Origin of the sequence: Thermosulfurimonas sp. F29 (genome assembly GCF_019688735.1) — a bacterium.
In the GTDB taxonomy this organism is placed as follows: domain Bacteria; phylum Desulfobacterota; class Thermodesulfobacteria; order Thermodesulfobacteriales; family Thermodesulfobacteriaceae; genus Thermosulfurimonas_A.
Map to the genome: position 1 here is coordinate 13,628 of NZ_JAIFYA010000001.1, position 25,905 is coordinate 39,532.

General features: G+C 48.1%; 19 protein-coding genes and 1 tRNA gene. 2 read left to right on the forward strand and 18 right to left on the reverse strand.

The window, feature by feature from the left end; translation table 11 throughout:
• Nucleotides 1–53: 53 nt before the first annotated feature.
• A complete protein-coding gene (locus tag K3767_RS00030; RefSeq protein WP_221171523.1) occupies nucleotides 54–7,667 on the reverse strand; it encodes a SpvB/TcaC N-terminal domain-containing protein in 7,614 nt (2,537 codons plus the stop codon).
• 379 nt (nucleotides 7,668–8,046) lie between these two features.
• Between K3767_RS00030 and K3767_RS12005 the strand changes: the two genes are divergently transcribed.
• Together K3767_RS12005 and K3767_RS00035 are read left to right on the forward strand one after the other, a co-directional pair.
• Nucleotides 8,047–8,385, forward strand: coding sequence for a transposase (locus K3767_RS12005; protein ID WP_255592093.1), 339 nt, complete (start codon nucleotides 8,047–8,049; stop codon nucleotides 8,383–8,385).
• Nucleotides 8,352–9,020: an IS5 family transposase gene (locus K3767_RS00035; protein WP_255592229.1), complete on the forward strand. Its 669-nt coding sequence runs from the start codon at nucleotides 8,352–8,354 to the stop codon at nucleotides 9,018–9,020. The genes K3767_RS12005 and K3767_RS00035 overlap by 34 nt, the downstream gene beginning before the upstream one ends.
• 268 nt (nucleotides 9,021–9,288) lie before the next feature.
• Here the strand turns inward: K3767_RS00035 and K3767_RS00040 are convergent, their stop codons facing one another.
• The 17 genes from K3767_RS00040 to modA form a co-directional block, all read right to left on the reverse strand.
• Nucleotides 9,289–10,044, reverse strand: a complete 756-nt coding sequence (locus K3767_RS00040) for a hypothetical protein (protein ID WP_221171524.1) — start codon at nucleotides 10,042–10,044, stop codon at nucleotides 9,289–9,291.
• A 78-nt stretch (nucleotides 10,045–10,122) separates the two neighbouring features.
• Entirely contained in the window at nucleotides 10,123–10,644 is a 522-nt protein-coding gene (locus K3767_RS00045; RefSeq protein WP_221171525.1) for a hypothetical protein, read from the reverse strand.
• Nucleotides 10,645–10,660: 16 nt separating this feature from the next.
• Nucleotides 10,661–11,341, reverse strand: coding sequence for a C39 family peptidase (locus tag K3767_RS00050; protein WP_221171526.1), 681 nt, complete (start codon nucleotides 11,339–11,341; stop codon nucleotides 10,661–10,663).
• Between the two features lie 53 nt (nucleotides 11,342–11,394).
• Nucleotides 11,395–12,747: a hypothetical protein gene (locus tag K3767_RS00055; protein WP_221171527.1), complete on the reverse strand. Its 1,353-nt coding sequence runs from the start codon at nucleotides 12,745–12,747 to the stop codon at nucleotides 11,395–11,397.
• A 21-nt stretch (nucleotides 12,748–12,768) separates the two neighbouring features.
• The gene (locus K3767_RS00060) at nucleotides 12,769–13,095 is read right to left on the reverse strand and encodes a hypothetical protein (protein ID WP_221171528.1); all 327 of its coding nucleotides are present in this window, start codon (nucleotides 13,093–13,095) and stop codon (nucleotides 12,769–12,771) included.
• A gap of 261 nt (nucleotides 13,096–13,356) precedes the next feature.
• Nucleotides 13,357–13,656: a hypothetical protein gene (locus tag K3767_RS00065; protein WP_221171529.1), complete on the reverse strand. Its 300-nt coding sequence runs from the start codon at nucleotides 13,654–13,656 to the stop codon at nucleotides 13,357–13,359.
• A gap of 211 nt (nucleotides 13,657–13,867) precedes the next feature.
• Nucleotides 13,868–13,956, reverse strand: a tRNA-Leu gene (locus K3767_RS00070).
• Between the two features lie 93 nt (nucleotides 13,957–14,049).
• On the reverse strand, nucleotides 14,050–15,090 hold the full coding sequence (locus K3767_RS00075; protein WP_221171530.1) for an AAA family ATPase: 1,041 nt from the start codon (nucleotides 15,088–15,090) through the stop codon (nucleotides 14,050–14,052).
• 7 nt (nucleotides 15,091–15,097) lie between these two features.
• Entirely contained in the window at nucleotides 15,098–15,883 is a 786-nt protein-coding gene (locus tag K3767_RS00080) for an AAA family ATPase (protein WP_221171531.1), read from the reverse strand.
• Between the two features lie 30 nt (nucleotides 15,884–15,913).
• Nucleotides 15,914–17,677 (reverse strand): GNVR domain-containing protein, encoded by a 1,764-nt coding sequence (locus K3767_RS00085; protein WP_221171532.1) that lies wholly within the window; start codon nucleotides 17,675–17,677, stop codon nucleotides 15,914–15,916.
• Nucleotides 17,678–17,686: 9 nt separating this feature from the next.
• Complete coding sequence (locus K3767_RS00090; protein WP_221171533.1) at nucleotides 17,687–18,904, reverse strand: hypothetical protein; 1,218 nt, start codon at nucleotides 18,902–18,904, stop codon at nucleotides 17,687–17,689.
• A complete protein-coding gene (locus tag K3767_RS00095; protein WP_221171534.1) occupies nucleotides 18,891–19,451 on the reverse strand; it encodes a polysaccharide biosynthesis/export family protein in 561 nt (186 codons plus the stop codon). The genes K3767_RS00090 and K3767_RS00095 overlap by 14 nt, the downstream gene beginning before the upstream one ends.
• Before the next feature lie 22 nt (nucleotides 19,452–19,473).
• Nucleotides 19,474–21,678 (reverse strand): tetratricopeptide repeat protein, encoded by a 2,205-nt coding sequence (locus K3767_RS00100; RefSeq protein ID WP_221171535.1) that lies wholly within the window; start codon nucleotides 21,676–21,678, stop codon nucleotides 19,474–19,476.
• Nucleotides 21,675–23,075 (reverse strand): sugar transferase, encoded by a 1,401-nt coding sequence (locus tag K3767_RS00105; RefSeq protein ID WP_221171536.1) that lies wholly within the window; start codon nucleotides 23,073–23,075, stop codon nucleotides 21,675–21,677. Before K3767_RS00105 ends, K3767_RS00100 begins: the two co-directional genes overlap by 4 nt.
• Nucleotides 23,076–23,200: 125 nt before the next feature.
• Complete coding sequence (locus K3767_RS00110) at nucleotides 23,201–24,283, reverse strand: ABC transporter ATP-binding protein (protein ID WP_221171537.1); 1,083 nt, start codon at nucleotides 24,281–24,283, stop codon at nucleotides 23,201–23,203.
• Entirely contained in the window at nucleotides 24,280–25,050 is a 771-nt protein-coding gene (locus K3767_RS00115; protein ID WP_221171538.1) for an ABC transporter permease, read from the reverse strand. The genes K3767_RS00110 and K3767_RS00115 overlap by 4 nt, the downstream gene beginning before the upstream one ends.
• On the reverse strand, nucleotides 25,047–25,898 hold the full coding sequence (gene modA, locus K3767_RS00120; RefSeq protein WP_221171539.1) for a molybdate ABC transporter substrate-binding protein: 852 nt from the start codon (nucleotides 25,896–25,898) through the stop codon (nucleotides 25,047–25,049). Before modA ends, K3767_RS00115 begins: the two co-directional genes overlap by 4 nt.
• Between the last annotated feature and the right edge of the window lie 7 nt (nucleotides 25,899–25,905).

Sequence of the window (25,905 nt, forward strand, 5' to 3'; positions counted from 1 at the left end):
GGTTTAAGGGGATATGTTATTGGGTTCATGGCGTACCTCCATTATATTTGGATTTATCTACATATATTCATGTTTCTGACTTGGTCAATTGTTCTCCCGACACAATCAACAACCTCTCTCTGAAACTCATTTAATCTCATCTCCCATCTTCCCATAGCATTAATCCAGTTATTCACTTCGCGTTGAAAATCTTGTAGGTTCATCCCGACCCTACCTCTAAATTGAGGAGGTGGATTAGTTCTAATAAACTCAAGAATAGCAAGACCATGGCTACCTTCGTGAAAACCTAAACTTCTTTGACCTCCAGTAACATCTTCTTGTGTTGTTCCTCTTCCATAGGCTGAAGGAGATTGAGCGTTAACATTTCTCCCATAGAAAGTTTGTATTGTTACAGTAATTTGAGGCTGCCACCATGTAATTATTCTTATACCGTTATTTCTAAGATACCTGAAATTGATACGGTAATTGACTTGGAACCTTGTCTCTGCTCTATTTATAAGCCTAAAGTCAACTGCATCCTGTCTGATTATTATCCTTACTCCATTGATTTGTAACTCTGCGTTTCTATTTCTTCTTACCAGTGCACCCTGTGGAATAGGTGTTGAAATACCTTGTATCCGACGATGAGGTATTGGCCACGCCCACATGGGAATAAGAGCGCTATATTGACGATATAGTTCATTCTCATTCATTTTAAAAGTATTTGCCGCTCTTCTAATCAACATACGTATAGCGAGTATATATTTCCTTTGTAATTGACGTTGCAAGTTTTGATCCGCTACAGGAACCCTTTCTATTATTCTGTACCAGTTAGTAATTATCCTTGCAAACCTTTCGTGCGTAAGTCGTACATATGGAGATCTGAAAAAAAGTGTTGCGGAATTAAAGAAATGAATAATCTCTTGAATGAATTCTTGACGCACTTGATTTTGCTGGGCTTGATGTCCTATTTTATCATTAAACGCCATGGGATTATTTCGAACATACCAGTAAACATTCACTCCATCCACCAGCCCCTCTGGATCACAGCTCACCCACCTGCCGAGCCATGTTGCGTAATACCTTGCGGTATGGTAGTTGAGCCCGCTTTCTTCGTCCCTTTCCATGCCCGTGTATCTGTAGCGTTTGGGGGTTTCGGTCTGACTCCTTACCGCCTGATAGGAGGTGGCACCGTAAGGGTAGTATTCTTCGTACGATATAACCCTTGCCTCATCATCAAGCTCAAGGACAGAAGAGCCTAAGTGATTCGCAATCTGGTAGCGGATGAGCCTTTCTGGTGCCTGATCCGTCCCCCTTGTCCTGGTTTCAACAAGGGCTATGCGCTGCCTGTCATCCATCACATGCAGGGTCTCCCGCTCAAGAGTTATGCTGCCATCTCCAGCGTATTCCCTGTAAATCTCGAATCCATTGAGGTAAATTCTTTCCTTCATGCGGGTTGGTGAACTTCCGGGAGAGGCCTGGCGCTCCGTGACCTTCCTTATCCTCTCTCCATCGCTGTTGTAAACGTAATAGGTTGTCTCAGGCGTTCCTCCATCGCTTCTAACCTGCCTTGATGTAGCCTTAAGCCTGTCCTCATAGTCCCATTCCATCAGGCTTAAGTGGGGCATTGAGGTCATGTTTCCGTGCTCATCGTGGGTGTATCTTTCCACCCTTTCCCCAACCTCTGTTCTCGAAAGCCGGTTGCTGAATCTATCAGGCTCAAGCAGGCTTTCTTCTTCATAAAAATATTCCCTGGTCCAGCTTCCGTTGCTGTTCGCCTTATGTATCATGCGCAGAATGTTTCCCACCTCGTCGTATTCATACTGCTCGGTGTATCTTCGCATGGCATTTCCGTCATTGGGATGTGCAAGCTTTACGCGGAACCTGTCGTCCCATGAAGAAGGAGCGGGCACTCCAGCCTGACCTATATGCTCTCTCCCATTTGCCTCCACAAGCCTGTAGAGGGCATCGTAGGTGTATTCTGCATCGGGCCTTACAACGGAGTTTCTGAAGTAAATCCTCTGCTGGGCATCATCCCTTATGTGGGTTATGTTTCCTGCCGGGTCATAGGTATAATAGAGGTCCTGAAATACCTTTCCGCTCCGGGCTGTTTTCAGATGCCTGAGCCTGAAGGTGAGGGAATCGTATTCGTAAAGGGTTACTGCACCGTTTCCGTATTCTATCCGCTCCCTCTGCCCCTTTGCATTGTAGTTGATATTCTTTACAAAAACTTTCTTTTCTTCTTCATCACGAAGCCTTACTTCTACCTTTTCCAGCAGATTCGCCTCGTTGTAGCCCGGATAGGTAATGCTTCCATCAGGGGTTGTGATTCTGATTGCCCGGTTCAGGGCATCGTATTCTGTGAAGGTTTCAAAAGTCTCTTCCTCTAACTGAACCTCTCCATTCCAGTCAACTGTCTCTCTGTATTCAACCGCAAGTTTTCTTTCGCTCTGGATCAGGTTGCCCTTAAAGTCATACGCCCGGTTCGTTACGACCCCTGCCTGGTCATACTGTTTGTAAACCCTTGTGCGGAGGTTGTTTGCCTCCCCCTGCTCTTCGCCATAAACCGTGCGCTCAACGAGATATTCAACTCCATCCTTTGCAACATAAAGATGCGTTTGTCTTCTGAGCTCATCGTAGCAGATTCTGCGGACAAATCCCCTGCTGTCCCAGATGCGGATGGGATTTCCTTCAACATCGGGAAGAATCCAGCGCTCACCTGCTTCCATGCTTGCCTGATGGATGAGATGCGCATCCCTTCGTTCTTCGTCCTCATCCTCCTCAGGTCCTGCCATGTGGTAGCTGTAGCGCATAACGGTTCTTCCCTTTGCATCTATGACCCCAAGCACATTTCCCTCTATGTCAAACTCGGTAAGGGTTCTGTATTTCTTATCCCTTACTGTTCCATCCGGGGCTTTGAACCTGTTGTGAGAAACCGTAAGGAATACCCTGCCGAGAACATCAAAATATGAAACAGCAGGAGTTCCCGCATGAAGCTCTGTTTTCTCCGCCGCCTGAATCTCCCTGATTCTGGCTTCTGCCTCAGGATAGCGTGCCTCAAAGAGGGATGAATACTGCTGATTTTTTCGCAGCTGATACCATGTGGGAAGGAACATCTCCTCGGGAAGCCTTTCAAAAAAGCCCCTTACATCCGGGTCATTCAGGGGATTTGTGAGAACGGTATCGTTTACATCCCAGCTCTCCTGCCTCCAGGGATCAAAGACCACCTTTTCCCAAGTGTGGTCCGGATGGAGTGTTGCCACGACTCTTCCCAGAGGGTCATAGAAAAGGACAGGACTCACACCGATACTTGCATCAAATTCAAAGAGATGGGTGTCGGTGAAGAACGGCTCAAACTTTCGCACAGGCTTTCCCTTGTTGTTGAAAACAACCCATCCTGTTCCTACCCATCTGTGCTCAACGCTATGGTCGGTCATCTCCGGCTGACCGTCAGCTCCGGTAACAATCCTTCCCGCCTCATCCCTTTTCGGAACAGGACCGGGTTCAGCCTGTATCTTCTTCTGAATTATCCTTCCAAAACCGTCAGAATAGGAAAAACTAAGCTGAAGTTTCGTTTTCTCACCCGAAGAAAGCTCGCTTTCATGGGTCTCTCTGGTGATGGTGGCTGAGACCGCTGGCTGAGGCTCATCGTCCTTTGTGCGCAGATATGCAAAAAGGTCGTAAATGAACCGGCTGGTTGCCTTCTTGAGCAGGGCATGGGGATTGCTGAAGGGGTTATTTATATACTCAAGTATGGTTTCTTCATCAAGGTCAGGCTCAAAGCCTTCAAGAGAATCCCCGAGGTCTTCTTCCGGCTTGCCCATAACCGCCTGCCCTACCACCATTCCCAGGGCGTCAAAGGCAACGGCGGTGCGGTTTCTGTTGGCATCACTCACAAGCCAGGGCTGAAGAACCCTGTAATCATTTCCATTACGGATTATGTTCCCTTCCCTGTCCCTTTCCCCTGCAGTGGTTTTATTGCCAAGGGCATCGCAGGTCTCAAGCAAAAGCAGGTCGTAATCATCGTAGGTCACCGTGGTGCTGTTTCCGAAGGGGTCTTCAAACCTGCGGGGGAGGAAAAAGTGGGCAAGAGCTTCGGCAAGCTCCTTTTCTGGCGTATCCTCTGGATTCGGGGAATAAAAGACTTTTCCCGAAGGAATCCACCAGCAACCGTCCATGAAGATATAACCGCCTCTGTCCTCTCCCTTGCCTTCAAGAAGTTCAGAGGGGTTCTGGATAAGCAATTCACCATTCTTCTTAAAGACCTTTTCTATAAGGCCGGGTGTAAAGGCAAGGGTGTAGGTCTCTCCCGGAAGGGCGAGGGATTCAAGCCTTCCCAAGGGCAAAAGACCGGCAAGGTCGTTTCGGCGGTAAAGTGTTTTATGGTACTCTATGAGCCTGCGCTGTCTTCCCCCGGTTGGCGTTTCCTCGTAGGGTATCTCGGAGTCGTATATCAGATGCAAGGCGTTGCCGTCAGAGGCTACAAAGTCTTCTGCCTGAAACCTTTCAGCAGGACCGGAAGGTGTATAACCGATGAGTTCGTAGGTTCTGGTTTCAGCAGGAAGGGGTGCGCGGTAATCGTTTTCCTCATCAACGGCATTGGTGTAGAGATTTTCGGTATAGGTGATGAGGGTCTTTGTCTGCTTTTCTCTTTCTTTTTCTTCCAGTTCCTCTGGTGGCTGCTTCCTACCGTAGGCAATGGCAACTTCTTTTAAAACATTACCAAAATCGTCCACCTCAAGGGTGATGGAGTGCTGAATGCGGGGATCAGACGGGTTTCTTTCATAATGATAGGTGATGGTCTCCTTCGGGTGGACAAAAAAGACCGCATGGCGGTTCTCCCCTCTTCTCTGAAGGACCTTTATGGCAAAATTCTGCTCCACCACGGTGTAGGGGTGCTTTTCCTTCTCCGTTCCATCAAGGGCATAGACCTCCTGTCTTAGCATCCTCCCCTTGAGTGCCCTGCATGCTTCTCTCTCCTCTTCAGGAGTTAGCTCTTTAGGAAGCACCGTATCAGGCAAAAGTAACTCTTTTACTTCTTCTTCACTTAACCCTGGCTCTCTGTAGTATTCATCCTCGTAATAACGGGAAATTCTTTCGTGGTTTATATAAGCTCCTGTGTGAAACCATGTTTTTGTCAGTACAGGCGGTATGTGTGAGGATTCCTCCCAGTTGTTGCCCGAAGGAAACGCTCCTTCAAAGGCTCCAAATTCTTCGGTGTCCCATCTTTCCACCATGCCAAAACCACGAAATTCCCTCTCATGACCGTCAAAGTAGCCGTGGTGATAGGCGTAGCGGGTGACAAAGCGGTTTCTGCTTATGTGGTCGTAGGTTTCCACCCTTTCAACCACATGGACCGGGAAGGGAAGCTTTGTGATCCAGGGTTTTCCGGAAAGCCTGTCCTGAAGATAAAATTTTGTGGAAGGGGCATAGTAGATCCTCGTCTCCGCCCCGAGGTTATTCCTTATTCCCACAAGGAGGTGGGGTTTTTCCGCACCCATAAGAGGGACATATCTCACGATGCGGGAATATCCCGGAAGAGGAGATGACCAGACAATACAGGCGGTGCCGTTTCCAAGTAAGTCTATGACCTGAACATCGGAAAGATTGTCAGATGGTGGAAAAATGTTCAGAACCTTTGGCTTGCTCCAGCCGTTTCCTGACTGGTTGAAGTAAATCCTCACGTCATCCCGGTGAAGATAGATGATATCCGTTGTGCCGGAGCCATCCACATCCGCAAGCCGGATGCGGGAGGGGTCAAACTGATCGGGGTTGTCAAACCAGGGGGAGTTTTCCATGGTAACCTTTGCCCCGAACCTCCCAAAGCCAAGATTGGGCCAGTAGCACACCTCACCGTTTCTGATGCGCACAATGTCCGCAAGCCCATCTCCAGACATGTCTGCAAGGAAAATAGTTTGAGTTTTATCGGCAAAGACTATGCGCGGGCCCTTTTCCTCATCAAGAGCCTTTGATACTCTTTCTGCCGGTGCAAAACCCACCTCACCAAGGGAGCGATACCATACAAAGGCATCCTCTTCGGTTATCAGGAGGTCGGCTCGTCCGTCTCCGTCAAGGTCGATGAAACGCGCGTTTGGGTCATGAATCGCCTGATGAAGCCTTGAACTGAAGGAGTTAAAAGGCTTCCACCCTTCCTTTTCATCGTGTTCGTAAAAACCAGGAAGGGATTCCTCAAACGAGACCAGATCAATCTGGCCATCCCCGGCAAGATCCATGAATTGAGCACTTCTGACAGCTGAGGGCTTTACGGAAACCTGTTCAACCGGCGCAAACTTTGCCTTCAAAAATTTATGGCCGTTTTCAATTCTCTCGTTTACCGGGCTTAAGTTCCTCTTGTAAAACCACGCTCCTCCCTGCTCTGTAAGGATTCCGGGAACACCTTCTCCGTGAAGGTCGAGCCAGTGATAGAGAGGTTCGTCCAGTCCACCCGGCAGGTTCTCCAGGCTTTCAGGCTCAACCTCCTCCACCCTCTCCTGGATTTCTGGTCTGCTGTATTCAAATTCAAGAGGGGGATAGCTTTTCTCTGTGTAACCGCTCTCGCTACGTTTGTATCCTTTCTGGGTGATCTTTGAGAGAAAGGAGTAAACAGGATTTTCCGCACTAAATGGGTCTTCTTCATAGGAATAGGTAAAATCAAGGGACCGAACAAGACCGTCATAGCCCTCTTCTCCCGGAATATGATGAAACATCAGGACGCGCTGACAGAGACGGTAGGTTCGCACCTCAAAACCGGACTTGTAGGTGGAGAAGGGGTCGGGTCTTACAGGCCAGGGCTTATCTTCTTCTGGTCTCGGAAACCTTTCTTCATGCTCCCCATAATCAAAGACGATCTCAAACATCCAGCCGGCACTGTCAATCTGCTCCCGGGTCAAAAATGCTGGTCTTCTTCCTTCTGCATCAAGCAGAGGTGTTCTGTTACCGTACTTTATCCGCTTTATGTACCTGTTTGCTGATCTGCCTTTTTCAGTGCGATTTCTTTCGTGAAGAAGATGGGTATTTACACCCTCCGAATCTTCGGGCTTGTATTCATAGATTATGGCATTGCCCCTGTCATCCCTTGTTTCTGAAATGAGCCAGGAAAAGATGCGATTCGGGTCTTCCGGGTCTGCAATACGGGAGTTTTCATCTCTTCCGTAAATTGTGAGTATGTTGTCCTTTGATATAGAGCGCCAGTGAATCTCTCCGTCTGAGGTGCGGCTCCAGCGCTCAATCCGGGTGAAAAGACCTTCAATGCGAGGACGGTAATAGCGGACGGCATACTCAACCCCGTTAACGGTTCTGATTTCTTCCAAGATCTTGCCATCCTCATCCAGAACAGGCACAAGGTCTTCGGCTCCTGAGAGGATGAATACATCCGATTCGTTCGCGTCGTCATAGTGAGGCAGCCCCTTATCGGTTTTGCGGGTGATTGATGGCAGGGAAAGGCTCCAGCCGAAACCGAAAGGGCCGTTTCCGGAGCCGGAATCATAAGTTAGTGAGAGTTGGGGAGTAAATCCGGAACGTCTGGAGCTTACCGGTACAGGAATGGAAACCGAAGCAGTGCCCGTGGCAGGGTTAACGGAGAACTTTTCGTCAATACCCCGAATCGCCCCTCCACCTTTGGGAAGAGAGATGGAAGGGGCTAAAAAGGTCTTTTTAACTCCCGTCTCAGACTTCTTATTTTGAGGCATGATAACCCCTTTAAAGGGACTGTCCACCTTTGTGTAAATTTCATTATAACCGGCCCTCGAAAAGAATGGCTATCTGGCCATATATCTGGAGCCAGCCCCTTATCTGGGCCCATTTCCTCTCAAGTTCCATAGCCACTATGTATAAGCACTTTAACAGAGATTCCTTCGTCGGAAATACTCGTCACTCGTCTTCCGGCCATCTCCCGAAAGGCATTCTCCACCCTCCAAAGATCCCTATACGCCAGCGCCACCTCCTCTGCTGGGAGTAGCCTAAAAATTTGTGTCTGATAAAAACGAGATCTTTGCAAAATTAGATTGACAAGTTTTTGTCTCATGTTAAACTCAATCAAAAAACGATCTTGAGCCAAAGGAGGCAACTATGTACAAAGAAAGTCATAACCAGCTCACTTTCGGCGAATACCTCCTATATCAAAATCTACCTGACGACATACTAGCTTACCTTAATCGCATCATCGACTGGAAACCTTTCGAACTCATCCTGGCCAAACTCCACCCTTCTTCCGTAGGTCGCCCGGCCTATAACCCCCTCCTCATGCTCAAAATCCTCATCATCCAGCAAATCTACAAACACTCCGATACCGAAGTCGAAGTCATGCTCTACGGCAACCTCTTCTCGGCGGCCTCGGTCTCTCCCTTACCGACCCCGTCCCCGATCACTCCACCATCTCCCGCTTCCGTAACGACCTCCAGTCCATGAACCTCTACCGCCAATGCTTCGAAGAACTCAAACGCCAGCTGGCCGAAAAGGGCTTCGAGCTTAAGGCCGGAAAGATCGTCGATGCCCGCCTGGTCCCGGCCGCTTGTAAACCTAAAAAAGACGATCCCGATGCCGCCATCACCAAAAAAGGGAATCGGATCGTCTACGGTTACAAGGACCACATCGCCATTGATCCCAAATACGAATTCGTCACCGACTTCGTCTGCACCCCTGCCAACATCCACGACTCCCAAATAATCGATGAGCTTCTCTCCGGTGCCGAAAAGGCCATCTTTGCGGACAAGGCCTACGACTCGAAGGCCCTCAAAAAGTGGTGCCGGGAAAAAGGCATCTATTACGGAGTTCTGGCTAAGGGGAGTAGAAACCGCAAAATAAGCTCCTCCAAGAAAAAGAGGAATAGGAAACTGGGAGCGGTAAGGCGGAAGGTAGAGAAGGTCTTCGGCATCTTTAGTCTCCACCTCAATCGGGCTAAGGCCAGGTATGCAGGCCTTATGGCCAATGAGATCCACCTTTTCCTTACGGTCTTTACCTATAAGGCTCTGGTGGCATTTGCGAAGGAAAAGAAGCGCTGTCATGGCTTAAGCTTTGGAGATAAAGGGGGAAAGTATGTCTAGAGCAAGGGAGAGAGGGAAAAAGAGGCTCACGAGGTATCCTGGAAAGGCAATAGGGAGAAAGATTTTGGGTATTTCGCATATTGTTCTGAAGGAAATTTGATGTAATGTTCATCTCAGACTTGCTAATACAGACAAAATTGCAGGGTTTTGCAAAGGTCTCTGAATTCTGTATCGGGTTGTTTTTTTCCATTAATTTTGGTACGGCTGTAAATTTTCTGATCATAGAAGATATTAGCGGAAAATTTTTCATTAAGAGCGTATGCCATACCTATACTGAAATCCAAACTGGCTCCAGGACGAACCTCTCCATAATCTCTAACTGTTCTTTTAATATTGTAATATTGTAAAAATAGGTCAAACTTCCGAAAAGTACCGCCGGGTCACTCCGCTTCACTAGAGTGATCCCGCCAGAAATACCCCAATGCCCGTTCCCGGTAGGCAACTCTTCCGGACGGCCTCGATCGTCAGTATCTATATGATAGGGATCTTTTCCGGTGTGCGTCTTCACTCTTAAATTCAATACGGCATCCGGCCACGAACCTTTCTCATACAAAAATTGATAGGAAATCCCGAAAGAAATATCTCCAATGTCCTCATCGGTAACGGTTTTCTCCCGGGTAGCGGAATCTTCTTGCCAGGAGTATCGGTCGTGACGATAGAGATAGGGGATCTTACAATCAACCTGCCACCCGTGAGCTAAACCATACCGTAGATTTAAAAAGGTGGTAAAAACATCCTTTTTGGTTACCTCAGTAGTAATCTGCCCTATAGCAATGGCTTCTAAAATAGTAAATCCGCTGATGGCTATTCTCGCCCGAGAAGTATGAGAATATTGAAATCCCGGTTCCACCACAAGTACCCCTCTGGGTAAAAGAACTCCTCCTTTTTCCTGAAGAAGCACTTCCTCTGGGGTGCTACCCTCTCGATAATCACTCCCTTTTTCCGCTTTTGCCGGAGAAATATTAAAAAAAGCCACAAAAAAGAAAATAACAGAAATAACAACGCAGACAGAATTCATTTTCATGACAATTCCCCCTATTTCCTGAACTGAAGCCATACTCCCATATTTTTTTCACGATGTCAAGAAATAGGAGGAATTAAGTTAAAGTGAGGAAGGTAAAATCCTGAATAAATTATTTAAGGACCTCCTGACAATTTCTTGATTATTAAAGATAGCAATATTGATTGTTAGATGATTTCTAACTATATTTCCTGATCCCGGCACCTGATTAATTTGAAATATACCACTTCCTCCCTTAAAATTTCCCAAAACGGCCTTTGTTTGGATAGAAGAAGTGCCCGGGGAAGCCGCCACCTCGTTAGAGAGGCTACCCCTTTCAGGGGATTCGTTGCCGGCTATAATGCGGGCTGAATCCCGGGCCATTCCTGTATTTACCTTTATTTCTGCCCATTGCTGTCCCGTGGAATCCCAGAAACCGCTAAAAATTACCTCGAAGTAAAAACCTTGATATCCCCCCCTCAATTCTTTTAAGGAGGGCTCGGAGACCGAAGTCCCGAGAGCCTGTAACCCTTGCTTCGTGAAAGGAATGCTACCGGCTAAGACCGTACTTCCCCATCCCAAAAGACTTGAAATCAACAGGCATAGCATAAGTTTCCCTTTCATGGTTTATTCCCCCTGTTTAAGGTTTAATATCAAACGGTTGATCAAGGATCAGAAGATTAGAGATAGCTACATCTTCTAAAGTCCAAACCTTTTCTTTAGTCACTCCGGGTGAACAAAGAGTCCAAACCTTACCATTAACTCGTTTACCGAATACCGCCAAAAGGATCCCATTCCAGGAACGCTTAAACTCATCTAAAGAAATGATTCTATGTCCCAGGGCCGGATCAGCTATGAATACTTTATCTTCTTTTACGCCCTTTAATATAACGAAATGTTTATATCCTCGACTATTTAAAAGAATAATCGTAGGCATCTTAAGACGAGACAAATTTCTGATAGGCACTTTATATCCTTCCGCCTGAAAACCGAAGCTTTCAGCACTCCTTTTCAGATCTAACATGGAAAAACCATGAGAACGAATCCGCTTGATATCACCGTGAGAAAGGATATTCCGGATAATGTCCTCTTCAGAAACATTAGTCCCGTAGTAAAATTTCAAAAGAGAGGCCAGAGCCGCACTTCCACAACTTAGATCATATCGTTGACGAAAAAGACGACGAAAACGCAACTCTTTAACACTTAGAATCCTCTTACGAATATAACCCCCATAAATTCCCGCCCGGACCTCTACCACAGCCGCTCGAGAGGGAGAAAAAAGAGTGAGAACGAGAAAAAATCCTATCAGATACTTCTTCATCGGATTACCCCCTTAAAGAGAGGGGAGGGATCCCCCTCCCCTCTTGTTAGGGCTTATTCGGTTCCACCACCGGGCTGAGGAGTGGGAACCTCTGTGCCGGCATTGGGCACATAGGTAACGGAGAGAGCATTGACCTGCATGTTGTTAGTTCCGGCGGCAATATTAACCCCTATATTCCCTACCGCGTTCATGAGCACTTCGCCGCTAAGGGAGGCCGTGTTGATGGAGTCTTTATAGCGAACGATCTTAACGGGAATGTAGCCGGTAACCGATCCGGTAAGAGCTATCTTCTGAGCTCCCAGAATTCCGGAAAGGGTACCCTTTTCTTTTCCGCTATAGGATCCACCACCCTCATAATCAGCATCAATCTTGTTGTCGTTATCAAAGGCTATTCCTCCCACTCCATTACGACCCGGATTGGCGATAGCCCCCTGAGCCTCATTATCAAGATCCACATGTCCGATCTGATTTCCGGAGGTATGGCTCGTACCGGTCCATATATCCGGATAGAAATTATTCGCCTGATAACTCATCCCCTTAGAAGTACCGGCAATCGAGCCAGACCCGGAAAAGGTTCCGCCCTCGCTTCCGCTATATCCTCCCCTGAACCTCGTTCCATAAGCGTTTCCTCTCGCGGAAAGATCGAGATCGACTTTGTACATCACTACCCTTTCCTGCTCAAGCGGATAATTTTCTGTCCAGTTATTGAGTCCTTCCTGCCTTACATAGGCGGTGGCCACTCCCACCTTAGCCGGAGCAGAAGCCACGGCCAGCTGATTGCTCTGAGCATTGGTAACTCCGGCAGCCACATTTACTCCTATATTGCCCTTGGCATTCTTAAGTACCGAATCGCTCAGAGAGGCTGTATTCACGGAACCTTTGTTCGATAGTCCGTTACCAATGGTCCTCTGGAAACTGAAAATGGTAGACTGAGTCATGGAACGCTCGGATTTCCCGGCAGATATGGAAGCGATGTTGCTCTGAGCATTCACATCTCCGGCCACCACATTAAGTCCGATGTTCCCCTTGGCGTTTCTAAGTACCGACCCCTTAACCGAAGCTGTATTAGTCATACGGGTATTTTCGATCTCGTTTTCCTCCAGAAACTGATCGTTTTTGGAAAGTGCCCGTACGAGACCACCTACTCTCATTTCATCATTGATGATGTTTATCCTGGCCGTAATCAGAGAGAAATATCCCTCCAGATCGGCCACCCCCATCACCTGACCATTTACATCCACATCTCCTTTTACATCAAAAACGATGCTGCACTTCTGGTTGCAGAGTGATGGAGGACTAACCCCCAGAGCCTGCACTCCGGCCGGAACCAACAAGGCCGCCGAGAGGGCCAAAGCCCCCGCCCATTTCCCTTTACCCTTTACCCTTTCCACCAATTCCTTAAACATAACCAACCTCCTTAAGGTTTTTTATTTACTTAGGGCTCCAGCCCCAAGTAGACTGAAGGAAAAGACATTGGAAATGACATTAGCCGAACCAGCGGACTGATTTATCTGAAAGACTCCCTTAGCCCCTGCAAGAACCCCGGAGCTCATGACATCCAAACTTATCCCCCTATAAAGTCTGGAAATCGATCTCGAAGGGAAAGCCACCGCTTGAGAAAGAACAGGGCCTCTTACCCTTGTCCCCAGAGAATTTATTGAAAGTGTTGCTATGTTGGCCTGAATAACCTGGCCACCCGCAGCCTGATTAACTCCAAAAAGCCCTCTAGCTTCAGCTAATACATATCCTTCCAAAATATCTCTTGAAAATGAAAGATTTAGTCTTCGTACTTCCAAAAATTGTCGAAAAAACATATTGTTTTTCGCTTTTATTCCTATCCCCCATAGATTAGCCTGAATAGTATTTTCCCCCGCTGCAATATTGATACCTCCTACTCCTTTTGCTGTTTACAAGACATGGTCTTTGAGAACAGTACTGAATTCTCCAGCCAGTACAACTTTACTTATTATTATCAAACACACTGAAACCAAGATCTTTTTCATACTCATCAACTCCTATTTTGATATGGTTGTATAAACCACAGATTTACTTACATTCCCATTCCCGCCAGAGTTTTCTAGATAAGAAACAGAAATATAACGAATCTCATCCCATAAAATAATTTTGCTTTCTGTTTTTTTCACATTAACATTTAGATTACACAAAAAACCTCCAGTTTGAATGCCAAGAATCCTATCATTAACTTTTTTCCAGGCAAGTATTTTTCTACTTTTTCTCTTTAAATCAACACCCTGCACATTTGCACTAAAGAGAAAAACAAATAATACAAACAGGACCATTAAACGCCATCTCATTTTAAATCTCCAAAATAAATTATGCATTCTGATATGCAAACAGGATGCCAAAAGTTCGAAAAGTTAGAGTGGCAAGGATATTATAGAAATAAAGCAGGATCCAACTGTAAGAAATAAAATGTAAAATTGTTAAACCAGGTGTAAAGGTGTAAAAGAAGGTAGTTAAACTTTGCGGAAACAGGCCTTCTCGTAAAGGAGGAAATCTCTGTGCTGGTGCCCGGGGCCGGACTCGAACCGGCACGGGGTGGGAACCCCAGAGGATTTTAAGTCCCCAGCGTCTACCAGTTCCGCCACCCGGGCAAAGGGTTGAATAGCCTGACTTTAAAGGATTTTATCGTAAATACATCTTTCCCGCAAGAATGACACTGGAAATCTAAAAAATAAAGAAAAAACTCACGCTCCCGAGCACCCGCACCGTGAAGGATCGAGACGCCTCAGAAGGGTCTCTATCACACCTCGCCAGTCTCTTTCCAGGCTACGACAGACCTCCACACGCTTGGAAAGCTCGGCCACCAGAGCCTCAAGCACCCGAACTCTCTGCTCCAGTGCCTGAACCCGGGACGGCCAATCCTCAAAAGATGTGAGATTGTCCTCCGGCTTGGTGAGGGCTTCTACTTCCTCAAAAAGGCCGCTCCTCCGACGGTCTTCCGCTACGGCCTCAATCACTTTTCTATCGATACGGGGAAGCTCATCAGCAAACCCATACACCAAAGCCGTGTCGCACAAAATGTTTATCAGGCGAGGGATACCTCCAGAGTATTCATAAATGGCCTCCAGAGCATCTTCCGTAAAAAGGTGGAGATCTCTGGCTCCGGCTACACGCAGACGGTGGCGGACATAGGCCTTGACCTCTTCAACACTCAGGGGTTCAAGATGACAGTAAACCGTGATCCTCTGTACCAGCTGTTTAAGCGAGGGATGCTGTAACTTCCGTTTGAGCTCCGGTTGTCCCACCAGAATAATCTGCCACAGGGGTTCCTTTTCGGTGGCAAGATTGGAAATCAAACGAATTTCCTCTAGGGTCTGAAGGGAAAGGTTCTGCGCCTCATCCACAATAAGGATGACCCGGCGGCCGGCGGCATACTCCCTGAAAAGGAACTCATTCAAAGCGTGTAGAATCCCGGCCTTATCAAGACCCTCCACAGAAATACTCAGTTCCTGACAAACGAGCCGTAAAAACTGTAAAGGAGAAACGGTGGTATTATAGATATAGGCCACCTTGATGGGCCCTCTGATCCTTTTGAGAAAATAGTTCAAAAGAGTGGTCTTTCCGGATCCGATCTCTCCGGTAATGACCACAAAGCCTTTATTCTCATAAATAGCATAACGAAGGTAGGTATACACATTTTCGTGCTTATTGCTCATAAAAAGATAGTCCGGATCAGGAGAAAGGGTGAAGGGCCGTTTGCGGAAACCGTAAAAAGATTCGTACATAATAGACTCAGTTTCTAAACTTATTGAGCACTACTCCTATACAAGGCTTCTCCTGCAACATATCTACCGCAGCCTTCACCTCCTCGGCCGGCGTTCTTTCCGCCTCCACCACCATGAGGATTGCATCCACATACTCGGAAAGTACCATAGGGTCTGCAGAATTGAGAATAGAGGGAGAATCAAAAATAATAAATCTTTCCGGATACCGTGTCTTAATCTCCTGGAACACGCCTTCAGCAAAAGGGGAACCCAGAAGCTCGGCCGACCCCGAAAGCCTTTTGCCCGCAGGCATAACTACCAGACGGGGAATATCAGGATTGATCAAAACCTCGGGGATCTGCGCCTCCCGGAGAAGCACATGAGCCAGACCTCGGTCCGGAATCAGCCCCAGATAAGTGTGCACGGTCGGATTCTTGAAGTTGGCATCCACAAGAAGTACGGTCCGGTCGAATTCCCGGGCCATGCTTATGGCAAGATTTATAGCCGTAAGAGTCTTACCTTCCCCCGAGCGAGCACTGGTAATCAGAAGGGCATTTCCCCCCAGTTTATCCATTCGATCCAAAATCCGCGTATGAAGAATACGGAGTTGCTCGGAAAGTCCCTCTTCCTCATCAAAAAAACTAAAAATTTTATTGCGTCGTAGAAGTTCGGAGTCCACAGAAACTACTTTGGTCCGGGTATATACCGGACGAATTTCCTCCCTTCGGGACATCTGAACCGTTCCCCTGGTAAGCTCTATAATCTCCTGCCGGGACTCACCGGCCTTTTCCAGGGCTTTCTTGATTTTGCTCATTTAAAGACCCCCCTAGGTATAATAACGAATTCAAGACCAAAGGGCGCTTATCTTACGCTCCAGCTTTAACCAGAACAGGTCGAGAGGCATCACCATAAAATTAAAGAGAAGAATTGCCGCCACTAACCCCGCCAGAAACACCGCCAAGAACAATAACTTCTTCCTTCGCCGAGCCCTTATCTCCTCCTCCGTCTCGATATAAGGAAGGGTAGCAAGAAGAGGCACCTGAATAAGGGCCCGCAGTTCTTCGGGACTCTTTATAGAGTGATCCAGGTATTCCATAAAAGCCGTGGTACCCACTCCGGCTCCCAGAGCCAGAACGAAACCTATCAGCACAATGGCCATCCTTTTAGGTTTATAGGGTTTCTCCGGTAACTGCGCCGGATCAATAATGGTAAATCGCTCGCCATGCCGGGATTCCTCAAGCTCCTGAGCAATCCTGGCCTCCATGAGCTTGTTCATCAGTTCGTTGTACTTGCGTCGGGTGTTTTCATAATCGGTGAGCAGAATGTTATACTCCTTTTCCACCAACGGAGTGTTTTCCAATCTTTTTTGGTATTCCTCTATTTTCTTCATAATCCTTTTCTTCTCCTCTTCCAGACTCTTTATCTGGACCTCTATAGAAGCAATCTGGGTCTTTAAATTAATATATGCCGGATTATCAGGACGGTTGAGCATTTCCTCGGCAACCCTGGCCTTCTTGTTCTCTGTTTTGGCCAGCTCCTCTGAAAGGACCCTGATGTTCCTTTCCAGCTTTATCACATCCGGGTGCTTCGGCCCAAGACGAGATCTCAACTCCGCCAGTCGGGACTGAAGCTCATTTAATTGTCTTATTTTCTCCAGAGCTTCATCCGTCTCCCCCACCTGGGATTCTAAGGCCTGAATCTCCTTCTTCAGTTTTATTATGTCGGGATGTTTGGGAGAAAGGGTCGCCTGCAAACTCAAAAGCTTAAGCCTCAAATACTTAAGCCTTTCCAGCGGAGACATCACCGCCTTGCCCTCCTCGGTTTTAACAGGAGCGAGAGGTTCTACCAGAGCCAGTTGCCCTTCCAGATACACCTTTTGTTGTTTGAGAGAACGTATCTGGGTCTCGAGGTCATCCAGATGCCGCTCAAGCCTTTCTATAGTTTGAAGATTGATGGTAATCATTTCCGGAAGTTCTCCCAAGTGTTCCTGCTTGAATTTACTCAGCTTGCTATCAAGCTCATTCATATGCTTCCTGAGCTCCTGGAGCTCTTTTTCCAGAAAGGCTGTAGTCCCGGAGGCCTGCTCCTCCCGAGAACGGAGGTTGTACTCGAGATATAGAGAAGCCAATGCATTGACCACCTTTTGCACCTTATCCGGATCCCGGCCTTCATAAGAAAGAGTAAAGGCTATCGTAGCCGAGGATGGACGCCCCGTTCGAGTGTTGGACACTTCAGCATTTATAGTTTCCAGCTTAATGTCTTTGCGCATTCTATCCACGATTTCATCCATGGTATATTTTTTACGCATCTCAGGATAAAGATTGAATCGTTCAATCAGATCTATCAAATGGGATCGACTCATAATTTCCTGAGTAATCATCTGTAAACGCTCTTCTACATATCCGGTCACCGTACTTTTTACATACTCCGGAGGGATCTGCTGTTCCTCAATAAGAATAGTGGTGGTGGCCTGATAAATGGGAGGCAAAAGAAAGGCTATCATCGTTATACTCGCAAAAACCAGGACGAAAGGGATAAAAAAAGCCTTCTTCCGACGACGAAACACCCGAATGAGGTACCGGATATCCTTCTGTTCCTCCGTGTACATATAACCTCCTTAAATACCGGATTTATAGGCCGGAGGCTTACCGAACTCAAAAGTCAAAGTTAACCAAATACGGTGACGATCATATTCATGATCACGAACTTTATCCCGATAATCCGAATATTCATAAAACATACTCAAAGACCAGCGTCTGGTAAGATAATATTTCAGAGATGGTCTAAAAGAGTAAAAAATATTGTCTTCTTTGTAAGTCTTACCTGATGAAGAAGTAAAATAATAGGAAATTGAAAAAAGAAAAGTCCATCGAGGAGTTAGATAATAAGAAAAGGTTCCATAAAAATGAGAACGATCCACTGATTCACCGTAAGAACTATAAGCAAGATTTTTATTAAAACCCAGCCTATAAATTGAACGCTCTTTCCTGTAAAACAGGGAAATATCGGTAACATATCCGCTTTCATGAGTAGAAGTTCGTCTTTTTCTTATTTGAAACCCCACATAGGGCCAGGAAGGAAGGGGTACCAGTTGAATATAATAAAGATAATACAAAGTCTTGGTATATCGCATTCCGGCTAAAAAAGTAAACCCTGAATGAGAAGACAAGGCTCTTTGCCAGCCCAACATAACGCCATAATTGTCCACTCTGCTACTACTAGAATCTATATTTGTATAATAAAATTTAGACATTAAAACATCTCGCTGATTCTTAAGAGATCTCTGTAAAGTGGCTGAAAAAGATAAAAGATCATAATCCACATTATAACGCCAATCATATTCGGTGCGTGAAGAAGTAGCCTGTATTTTAAGAGATGTTATTTGACTGAATAGATATGTTAAAGAACCAGCCATGTAATAGCGCCGTCGTTTCTCCCGAAAATGTATGATTCCTGTCTCTTTAAGTTCGGATTGCAAAGTAGTGTCCTTTATTATATAACCTTCACCAGAAATCTGCCAGCGATCCAGCCATTTATAGTTTATTTTTATTTTATAATTTTGATTTACAGTATCTAGCCTATTTTTATCCATATAATCATAAATATCCAGACCGAATTCAGAAGAATATGAAAAACGTTCACTCTTGTAATTCAAAAAGAGAGAAGGGGAAGTAACAGTAAGAAAATCTCTTTCGGGATTATAATAAGAAAAAGCCACATTATCGTTATATTCACCCCGAAATTTCAAATATGACGAAAAATAAAAATCCGCAGCATGAAGTAAAGGAGTCAAAAAAATCAACATAAAAAAAGAAAACAAACTAAGGAACAACAACCACATCTCCCCGCTTCAGAAGAATGTCCTGATCCAGATTCTTTCCACGGGACACTTCGTCATAATTGAAGGGAATCTTTATGATTCGGTCTCCCTCGCGCCTCAGAATAATGATCTTCTTGGAAGAAGCAAAAGGGGTAAGGCCTCCGGCCATGGCCAGAATCTGCATCACATCCGTGGTTAAGTCTATAGGATATGCCCCCGGACGATTTACCTTACCTATAACATAGGCCTTTAAGCTGTTAATCTGTACAAGCATGACCGTTACCATGGCGTCCGGGACATAATCGCTCAGCCGCTCGGTAATAATCTTTCTTAAGTCAGCAACCGTAAGTCCCGTAACTCTGATATCCCCGATAAGGGGATAAGAAATCACCCCATCCGGGGGAACCACCACCTTGCGATTAAGACGCTCATCCTGCCAGACCGAAATCTCCAGAACATCTCCGGGACCTATCTTGTAAAAGGGAATATCCGTTCCCCCCCCTCTCGCCATTACCGGGCAGAGCAAGCTTACCAGGAATACAAAGAAAAATAACCTCCCCATCCTCTCACCTCCCAGATCGATATTATTGAACCCCTTCTAATTCTCGAAAAATATCCTCGGCCTCCCTGCGTCCGGGAAAATCCTCCCTACCCCTCAAGGCCGCTCCCAAATACATTGCGGCCTTTTCCCTTTCTCCCAGCCGATAATATATCATCCCCAAATGATAGGAAATAACCGGATATTTAGTTACATCCTTGCCGAGTTTTTCCAAAAGAGTCTTGGCAACATAATAATCCCCCTGACGATATTTTATCCAGGCCAGAGTGTCAACCAATTCCGGTTTCTGGGGAAACTTTTTAACCCATGGCTGCACCAGGGCCTCGGCTCGGGAAAGGTTCTTCGTGGAAGGTTCATATTCGGCCAGATAAAAAGCCAGGTTATTGGCCACAACCCAATTCCCGGGATCTCGACGGAGAATCTCTCGGTAAAGTCTTATGGCCCTGGAGTACTCACCGGCCTCTCCGTAAAGCTGAGCCAGAATAAGATCATTTACTACCTTACCGGGCTGATGACTCCGCAGTTTTTCATAGTAAGAAATGGCCTCTTTGAGAAATCCGGTCTTCTTGGCTATACGCCCGAGAGTAAACAGAAGCAGCGGGTTGTAAGGCTGGAGCCTTACCGTTTCCTCCAAAACCCTGCGAGCAGAGCCGAAGTCCTTTTTTTGGAGATAAAGTTCCACCAGGAGGAGACGATAAGCCGTATTTGATGGATAACGGGTTATCTGCTTCTTCAGCGTCTCTACCGCTGTCTTCCAATTCCCCTCATAAAGATATAGATTCAGCAATCGCTCCAGAGCTTCCATATCTCCGGGGTTTCGCCGCAGGACCTTTTCTATTTCCAGTCGAGCGCTATCAATTTTCCCCTTGCGACGGTAAATCTCCGCCAGCCCCAAATGGGCTTCCCGTAGATGAGGATTGGTGGTAAGAAGGCGTTTGTAAAGATCCTCGGCCAGAATCAAAGATCCGTTTTGGAGATGAGCCCGGGCCAGACGGAGAAGGAGATCTGTCGCGTTGGGCTCCTGCCTCAAAGCGGAACGATACTCGCTTATCGCTCCCTCGAAGTCCCCCTGAGAGAAAAGAATATCTCCTTTGAGAGTGTGTGCAGCTACATTTTCCGGATTATCCCGCAGGATCTCCCCCAACTCCCGTAAAGCCTCCCGTGATCTACCCTCCCGCCATAAAAATACAGCCTTCAGGAACCGGGCCTTTAATTTATAAGGCCTGGATCCCGTTTCCTTGATGTATGTGTTCAGGAGGGAATAGGCCTTCTCTTTTTTACCGGATATGAAATAATACTCGGCGAGATTTTCCCAGAAAACAAAACGATCCGGAAATCGCCGAATCCCTTCCTCAAGCACCCTCTCGAATTTTTTTGCCTCTCCGTAATGTCTATAAAATTTTGCCAACAGAAGATAGGACTCCTCTGCTGCAGGATATTGAACAAGGAATTCTCTCAGCACATTTTCCGCCCTTTCTCGCATTCCCTCTCGTTCGTAAAATTGAGCCAGTATCAGCCGGAATTTCCCATTTTCCGGAAATTTGTTTACCAGAGAACGATAAAGCCTCTCGGCCTGTTCGGAGCGACCTTCCCTTTCAAAAAGGCGGGCCAGCATTAGGGTCGCCTGAGGATGGACAGGATGGCTATCCAGAACCCTCTTTAAATACTGCTCTGCTTTCGTCAACTTATTATGCCTGATGTACATATCGGCCAGAACGAGACAGGGAGTCACCCTTGAAGATTCTGAGCCGCAAAGATCCCCCAGAATTTTTGTAGCCTCTTCCTCCCTCCTCAGGGAAAGAAGGGCCATTGCCTTAAGAAAAAGGGCCTGACTCTGACCGCTCTTGCGGGAGAGAATGTATTCCGCCTCCTTCAGGGCCTCATCCGGCCGACGGCTCAGCAGGAAAATTTGTCCCAAAGCCAGATGCGCCCCGAGCAGCGAAGGATCAAGTTCGATGGCCCTGGAAAGAGATCCATAGGCCGCCCGAAGCTTACCCTCCCGGAAATAAACCAACCCCAAACGATAATAAGCGGGGGCAAAACGGGGGTCTATCTCCAGAGCATTCTTGAATTCCACCGCCGCTCGAGCATAATCACCCTTCTGAAAGAACCGCTCTCCCCGCGAAAAGAACCTGTCTCGCTTTTCCCGGGGGCTTCCCCCGCATCCCCAGAGTAAAAGTAAACAACCCCATATTAGCAACCACTTCTTCCATAGAACCTTGTCCTTCATAAAGCCCCTTTCCGTTGAAGCACCACAACGATGGTTTTGAGCAGAATCTTCAGGTCATCCAGGAAACACCAGTTTTCCAGGTATCGACAGTCCAGCTCCACCACCTTTTCAAAATCGGTAATCTTATTGCGCCCGGAAATCTGCCAGAGACCGGTAATGCCGGGCTTTATCGAAATTCGCCTCCAGTGCCACAGATCATATTTCTCCACCTCCTCGGGCAATGGGGGACGGGTCCCCACCAGACTCATTTCTCCCTTCAAAACATTCCAGAACTGAGGAAATTCGTCCAGAGAGGTCCGTCGCAAAAATCGCCCCACCCTGGTAATACGCGGATCGTCTTCCAGTTTAAACATAGGACCCTTCATCACATTCCTGGCCATAAGCTCTCTTTTACGCTTTTCGGCATCCACATACATGGTACGAAATTTATACAGGGTAAAAATGCGCCCATTCTGCCCCACCCGTTTCTGTTTGAACAGGACAGGCCCCGGAGAATCAAGTTTAATGGCAATAGCCACAAAAGGATACATCAGTAAAAAGATAAAGGTCCCCACCAGACCCCCGATGATGTCGAGAATCCTCTTATAAAGCAACCCGGTAGCATTCAGTCCCGTTACCCTGAGGGTAAGAAAGGGAATCCCCTGTATGGATTCCACGCCAAGATGAGGACTTTCTGGTGACCATAGGGCGGGAAGGATCCGAGCATCCACTCCCATCTTGCGACAGATATCAAGATAATAAGGCAGATCTATTCCCTTATCTCCGCCGATAGCGAAAATAACCTCGTCCACGGGATACCTGCGGAGAATTTGGGGGAGATCTTTTAAGGATCCCACTACATCCGGGGAGGTGTCTCTACCGTTTAACAATACCCGACCTATTATCTTATGTCCCCAGCTGAGCTGCTGCTCCAAGGCCTCAGCAACGATCCTACCTCTCTGCCGATCCCCCACCAGAAGAAGATTACGAGCATGGAGACGACGCCGCGCAAAATGGCGAAGATAGATCTGTACCGTTATTCTCTCTAAAATCATAAAAAAGAAAGATAAAGAAGCGAACAATAAGAAGAAACCCCTGGAATAATTTGTTTTTTTGAAAATAAAAATAAACGAGGACAAAAATAGAAAATCTACAAAAACAGCCTTAAATACAGCCCAAATAAGTTGCAAATAGTTCTGAAACTTACGATCACCGTACAGACCTATTCGTCCCATAGTATAATTGTTTATAAAAATGACCAACGAAACCGAATAAACGAACAGTTCACCATCGATAGTCCATTTACCTCCGGAAAGATAGCGCCGTAATAGGTAAGCCACATAACCGGCCAGAAGGATACAAACGGCATCCAGGAACATGAGGAAGTTATTTATTACCCGAGCCTGCTGCTGAAACATACCCCCGCCCCACCGTCAATCCGAAATTTTAACGAAAAATTAACCCGGCGAAACGGCAAGAGTCAAGGCAACCAACCACCAAAAAGCAAGAAATCAGACAAGAAGATAGGCCATGAACGCTTTCATCAAAGATTTTCCTTCAGAACAAAAATCTTTTCCTCCGGTAGAACGGCCTCTACCGCAACTCCCTCACGGAGAGAGAGCTTTTCAAAGGCATAGTCGGGAAGCTCGACCTCAAAGTCCACCTCGGAACCCCGGGGGCGGAAGAGAACCCACCAGCCGGTGCCCCTGGGATGGAGGGCCACGATTCGGCCGGGAAGGAGATTGTTCTGGTGCGGCTTTCTGTACTTCGGACGCAGGAAGAGGATGTGTTCCGGACGGATACCGAGCCCCAGGGTCTCCCCCGGACTTGCGGAAATCGGAGACCTTACCACCAGAGTTCTCCTGAGCACGGGGACCTCCACCCGAAGAATTCCCTTTTCCGCCCCCAGCACCCGGCCCTCAAACAGGTTTTTTATACCGAAGAAAGCGGCCACCCGACGACCGGCGGGATGGTGAAAGACCTCCTCCCGGGAACCACTCTGCTCAAGGCGTCCGTCTATGAGGACGCTCACCGTGTCTCCCAGAAAGAAGGCCTCCTCCAGGTCGTGAGTCACCAGAAGCACGGCGAGGTTGAACCTTTCCTTGAGATCCCGAAGAAGAAACCAGAGTTCCCGACGCAATCCCGCATGCAAGGCGGAAAAAGGCTCGTCCAGAAGAAGGTACCGGGATCCCGGGGCCAGGGCCCGGGCCAGGGCCACCCGCTGGCGTTCTCCTCCGGAAAGCGTCCCGGGCCTGCGCTTTAGAAGCCCCCTTATGCCCAGAATATCCAGAAGTTCACGGAGAAATCCCTCCGAAGGGTGGATTCCCCTTATCCGCGGACCGTAAAGGATGTTCTCTTCCACCGTGAGGTGCGGAAACAGGGCCAGATCCTGAGGAAGATAGGCCAGGCCCCTCCTCTCCACCGGAAGCCGGGTGATTTCCCGGCCCTCAAGAAAGATACTTCCCTCCTCCGGCCGGCGAAGGCCCACCAGGGCCTCCAGGAGAGTGCTCTTTCCGCTACCGGTAGGCCCCAGGAGCACATGTATCCGCCCTCTCTCCACTCTGAGGGAGATGTCCTTCAGGGCAAAGCTTCCCGCCCTTACCGAGAGACCGCACACCTCGATCATGAGGTGGCCTCTCCCAGCTTGCGCACCCCGTAAAGAAGCGTGAGCCCCAGGGCCACCAGAATGAGGGTGAGGGTGGCCGTGCCCACCAGATCCGCGGTGGAAAGACGCATGAAGATGGCGATGGGCAGCGTCTCGGTACGGAAAGGCATGGACCCGGCAAGAGTTATGGTAGCGCCGAATTCTCCCAGGGCCTTGGCCCAGGTAAGCACGAAGGCCGAAAGGAGTCCTTTCCGGGAGAGCGGGAGGGTCACGGTGAGGAAGGCCCTCAGAGGAGTGGCTCCCAGGGTGCGGGCCACATTCTCGTAGCGACGGGGAATTTCGTCAAGAGCCGCCTTGAGCAAACGCACCGCCAGACCCGCCGTGGCGGCAAACTGGGCCAGCACTATCCCCTCCACCGTAAAGACAAAACGGACGCCCCGGGCCTCTATCCAGGCCCCGAGAGGCTGGTTAAAAAAGATGAGAAGCATGGCCCCCAGGGCCGCGGGGGAAACTATGAGGGGAAGCTCGAGAAGGGTATCCAGGATCTGTTTTCCCCGGAAGTCGAAACGGGAAAGGGCGTAGGCCGCGGGAAGACCCAGCAGGACGGAAAGACCGCTGGCCAGGGTGGCGCAGACCAGACTCAGACGCAGGTTAAAAAGCGTTCGAGGGGAGAAAAGGGTTTCCCAGAATCTGGAACCCTCAAAAAAGTATAAAAGAGAAAGGATGAGCCCCAGATAGAAGACCGCCAGGAAGAAAAGCACCGAAAGGGTGGCCGTGCGGAGATTCACGGGTTCTTCACCCCGAGCCATTCCGGAGGTACCTGATAGGTCCCTCCCACCGGTTTTTCGGCCCCGATCCAGGCGAAGGCCTCCTCCCGGCTCATGAAGTAGTGATAGCGACGGAAGATGGCCTTTCCCTCGGAGGAGAGAAGAAATCGGATGAATCGTTCGGCGAGATCCCGATGCCGGGTGAACCGGGAAACGGCAATGGGAAGATAACCCACCCTCACGATCTCCTCCGGTTTGAGGGGAACCACCTCCAGCTTTTCCGGATTCCAGTAGGCGAAGACCCGCCACCCCAGCACCGCATCCACCGCTCCCAGAAGCACCGCCGCCGCCGTCTTGGCGCAACTGCCCGTGTAGTTAACCAGGTTGCGTCGAAAGGCCTCCTTTTCCTCGGCCGAGAAATTCTTCTCCACGATTTCCACCGCATAGGCTCCCACACAGACCCCCTCCGGATTGGCTATGGCCACCCGAAGGCCCGGACGCAACAGATCCCTGAGGGAGTGAATCCCTCTGGGATTGCCCCTGCGCACAATAATGGCCGGAACCAGGTAAGCCACCACCCTTTCGGTCTCCGGAATCACGGCCCCTTTCTTTTTGGCCAACTCCATGTAGTCGGAGGAACCGGGAAAATAAAGATCCCCCTTCCGGGAAAGGAGCATCTGAGAAAGCACATACCCGGACCCTCCGAAGACCAGATCCACCTTAACCCCGGTCTTCCTCTCGAAGGCCTGGGCCACCTCCTCGGTGGGAGGCCTGGAGGCCGCACCGGCAAAGATCAGAATTCGCGCCCCGAAGACCGCCTCGCTCCATCCGAGGATCAGGATCAGGAGTAGCGCAAGTACGATTCGCATAACCTGC

Coding starts and splice junctions, on each gene's coding strand:
- modA (WP_221171539.1), bottom strand. CDS start 25,898: ATGCGAATCGTACTTGCGCTACTCCTGATCCTGATCCTCGGATGGAGC.
- K3767_RS00045 (WP_221171525.1), bottom strand. CDS start 10,644: ATGAAAGGGAAACTTATGCTATGCCTGTTGATTTCAAGTCTTTTGGGA.
- K3767_RS00050 (WP_221171526.1), bottom strand. CDS start 11,341: ATGAAGAAGTATCTGATAGGATTTTTTCTCGTTCTCACTCTTTTTTCT.
- K3767_RS12005 (WP_255592093.1), top strand. CDS start 8,047: ATGTACAAAGAAAGTCATAACCAGCTCACTTTCGGCGAATACCTCCTA.
- K3767_RS00040 (WP_221171524.1), bottom strand. CDS start 10,044: ATGAAAATGAATTCTGTCTGCGTTGTTATTTCTGTTATTTTCTTTTTT.
- K3767_RS00075 (WP_221171530.1), bottom strand. CDS start 15,090: ATGTACGAATCTTTTTACGGTTTCCGCAAACGGCCCTTCACCCTTTCT.
- K3767_RS00110 (WP_221171537.1), bottom strand. CDS start 24,283: ATGATCGAGGTGTGCGGTCTCTCGGTAAGGGCGGGAAGCTTTGCCCTG.
- K3767_RS00100 (WP_221171535.1), bottom strand. CDS start 21,678: ATGAAGGACAAGGTTCTATGGAAGAAGTGGTTGCTAATATGGGGTTGT.
- K3767_RS00055 (WP_221171527.1), bottom strand. CDS start 12,747: ATGTTTAAGGAATTGGTGGAAAGGGTAAAGGGTAAAGGGAAATGGGCG.
- K3767_RS00085 (WP_221171532.1), bottom strand. CDS start 17,677: ATGTACACGGAGGAACAGAAGGATATCCGGTACCTCATTCGGGTGTTT.
- K3767_RS00105 (WP_221171536.1), bottom strand. CDS start 23,075: ATGTTTCAGCAGCAGGCTCGGGTAATAAATAACTTCCTCATGTTCCTG.
- K3767_RS00065 (WP_221171529.1), bottom strand. CDS start 13,656: ATGAGATGGCGTTTAATGGTCCTGTTTGTATTATTTGTTTTTCTCTTT.
- K3767_RS00030 (WP_221171523.1), bottom strand. CDS start 7,667: ATGCCTCAAAATAAGAAGTCTGAGACGGGAGTTAAAAAGACCTTTTTA.
- K3767_RS00095 (WP_221171534.1), bottom strand. CDS start 19,451: ATGGGGAGGTTATTTTTCTTTGTATTCCTGGTAAGCTTGCTCTGCCCG.
- K3767_RS00080 (WP_221171531.1), bottom strand. CDS start 15,883: ATGAGCAAAATCAAGAAAGCCCTGGAAAAGGCCGGTGAGTCCCGGCAG.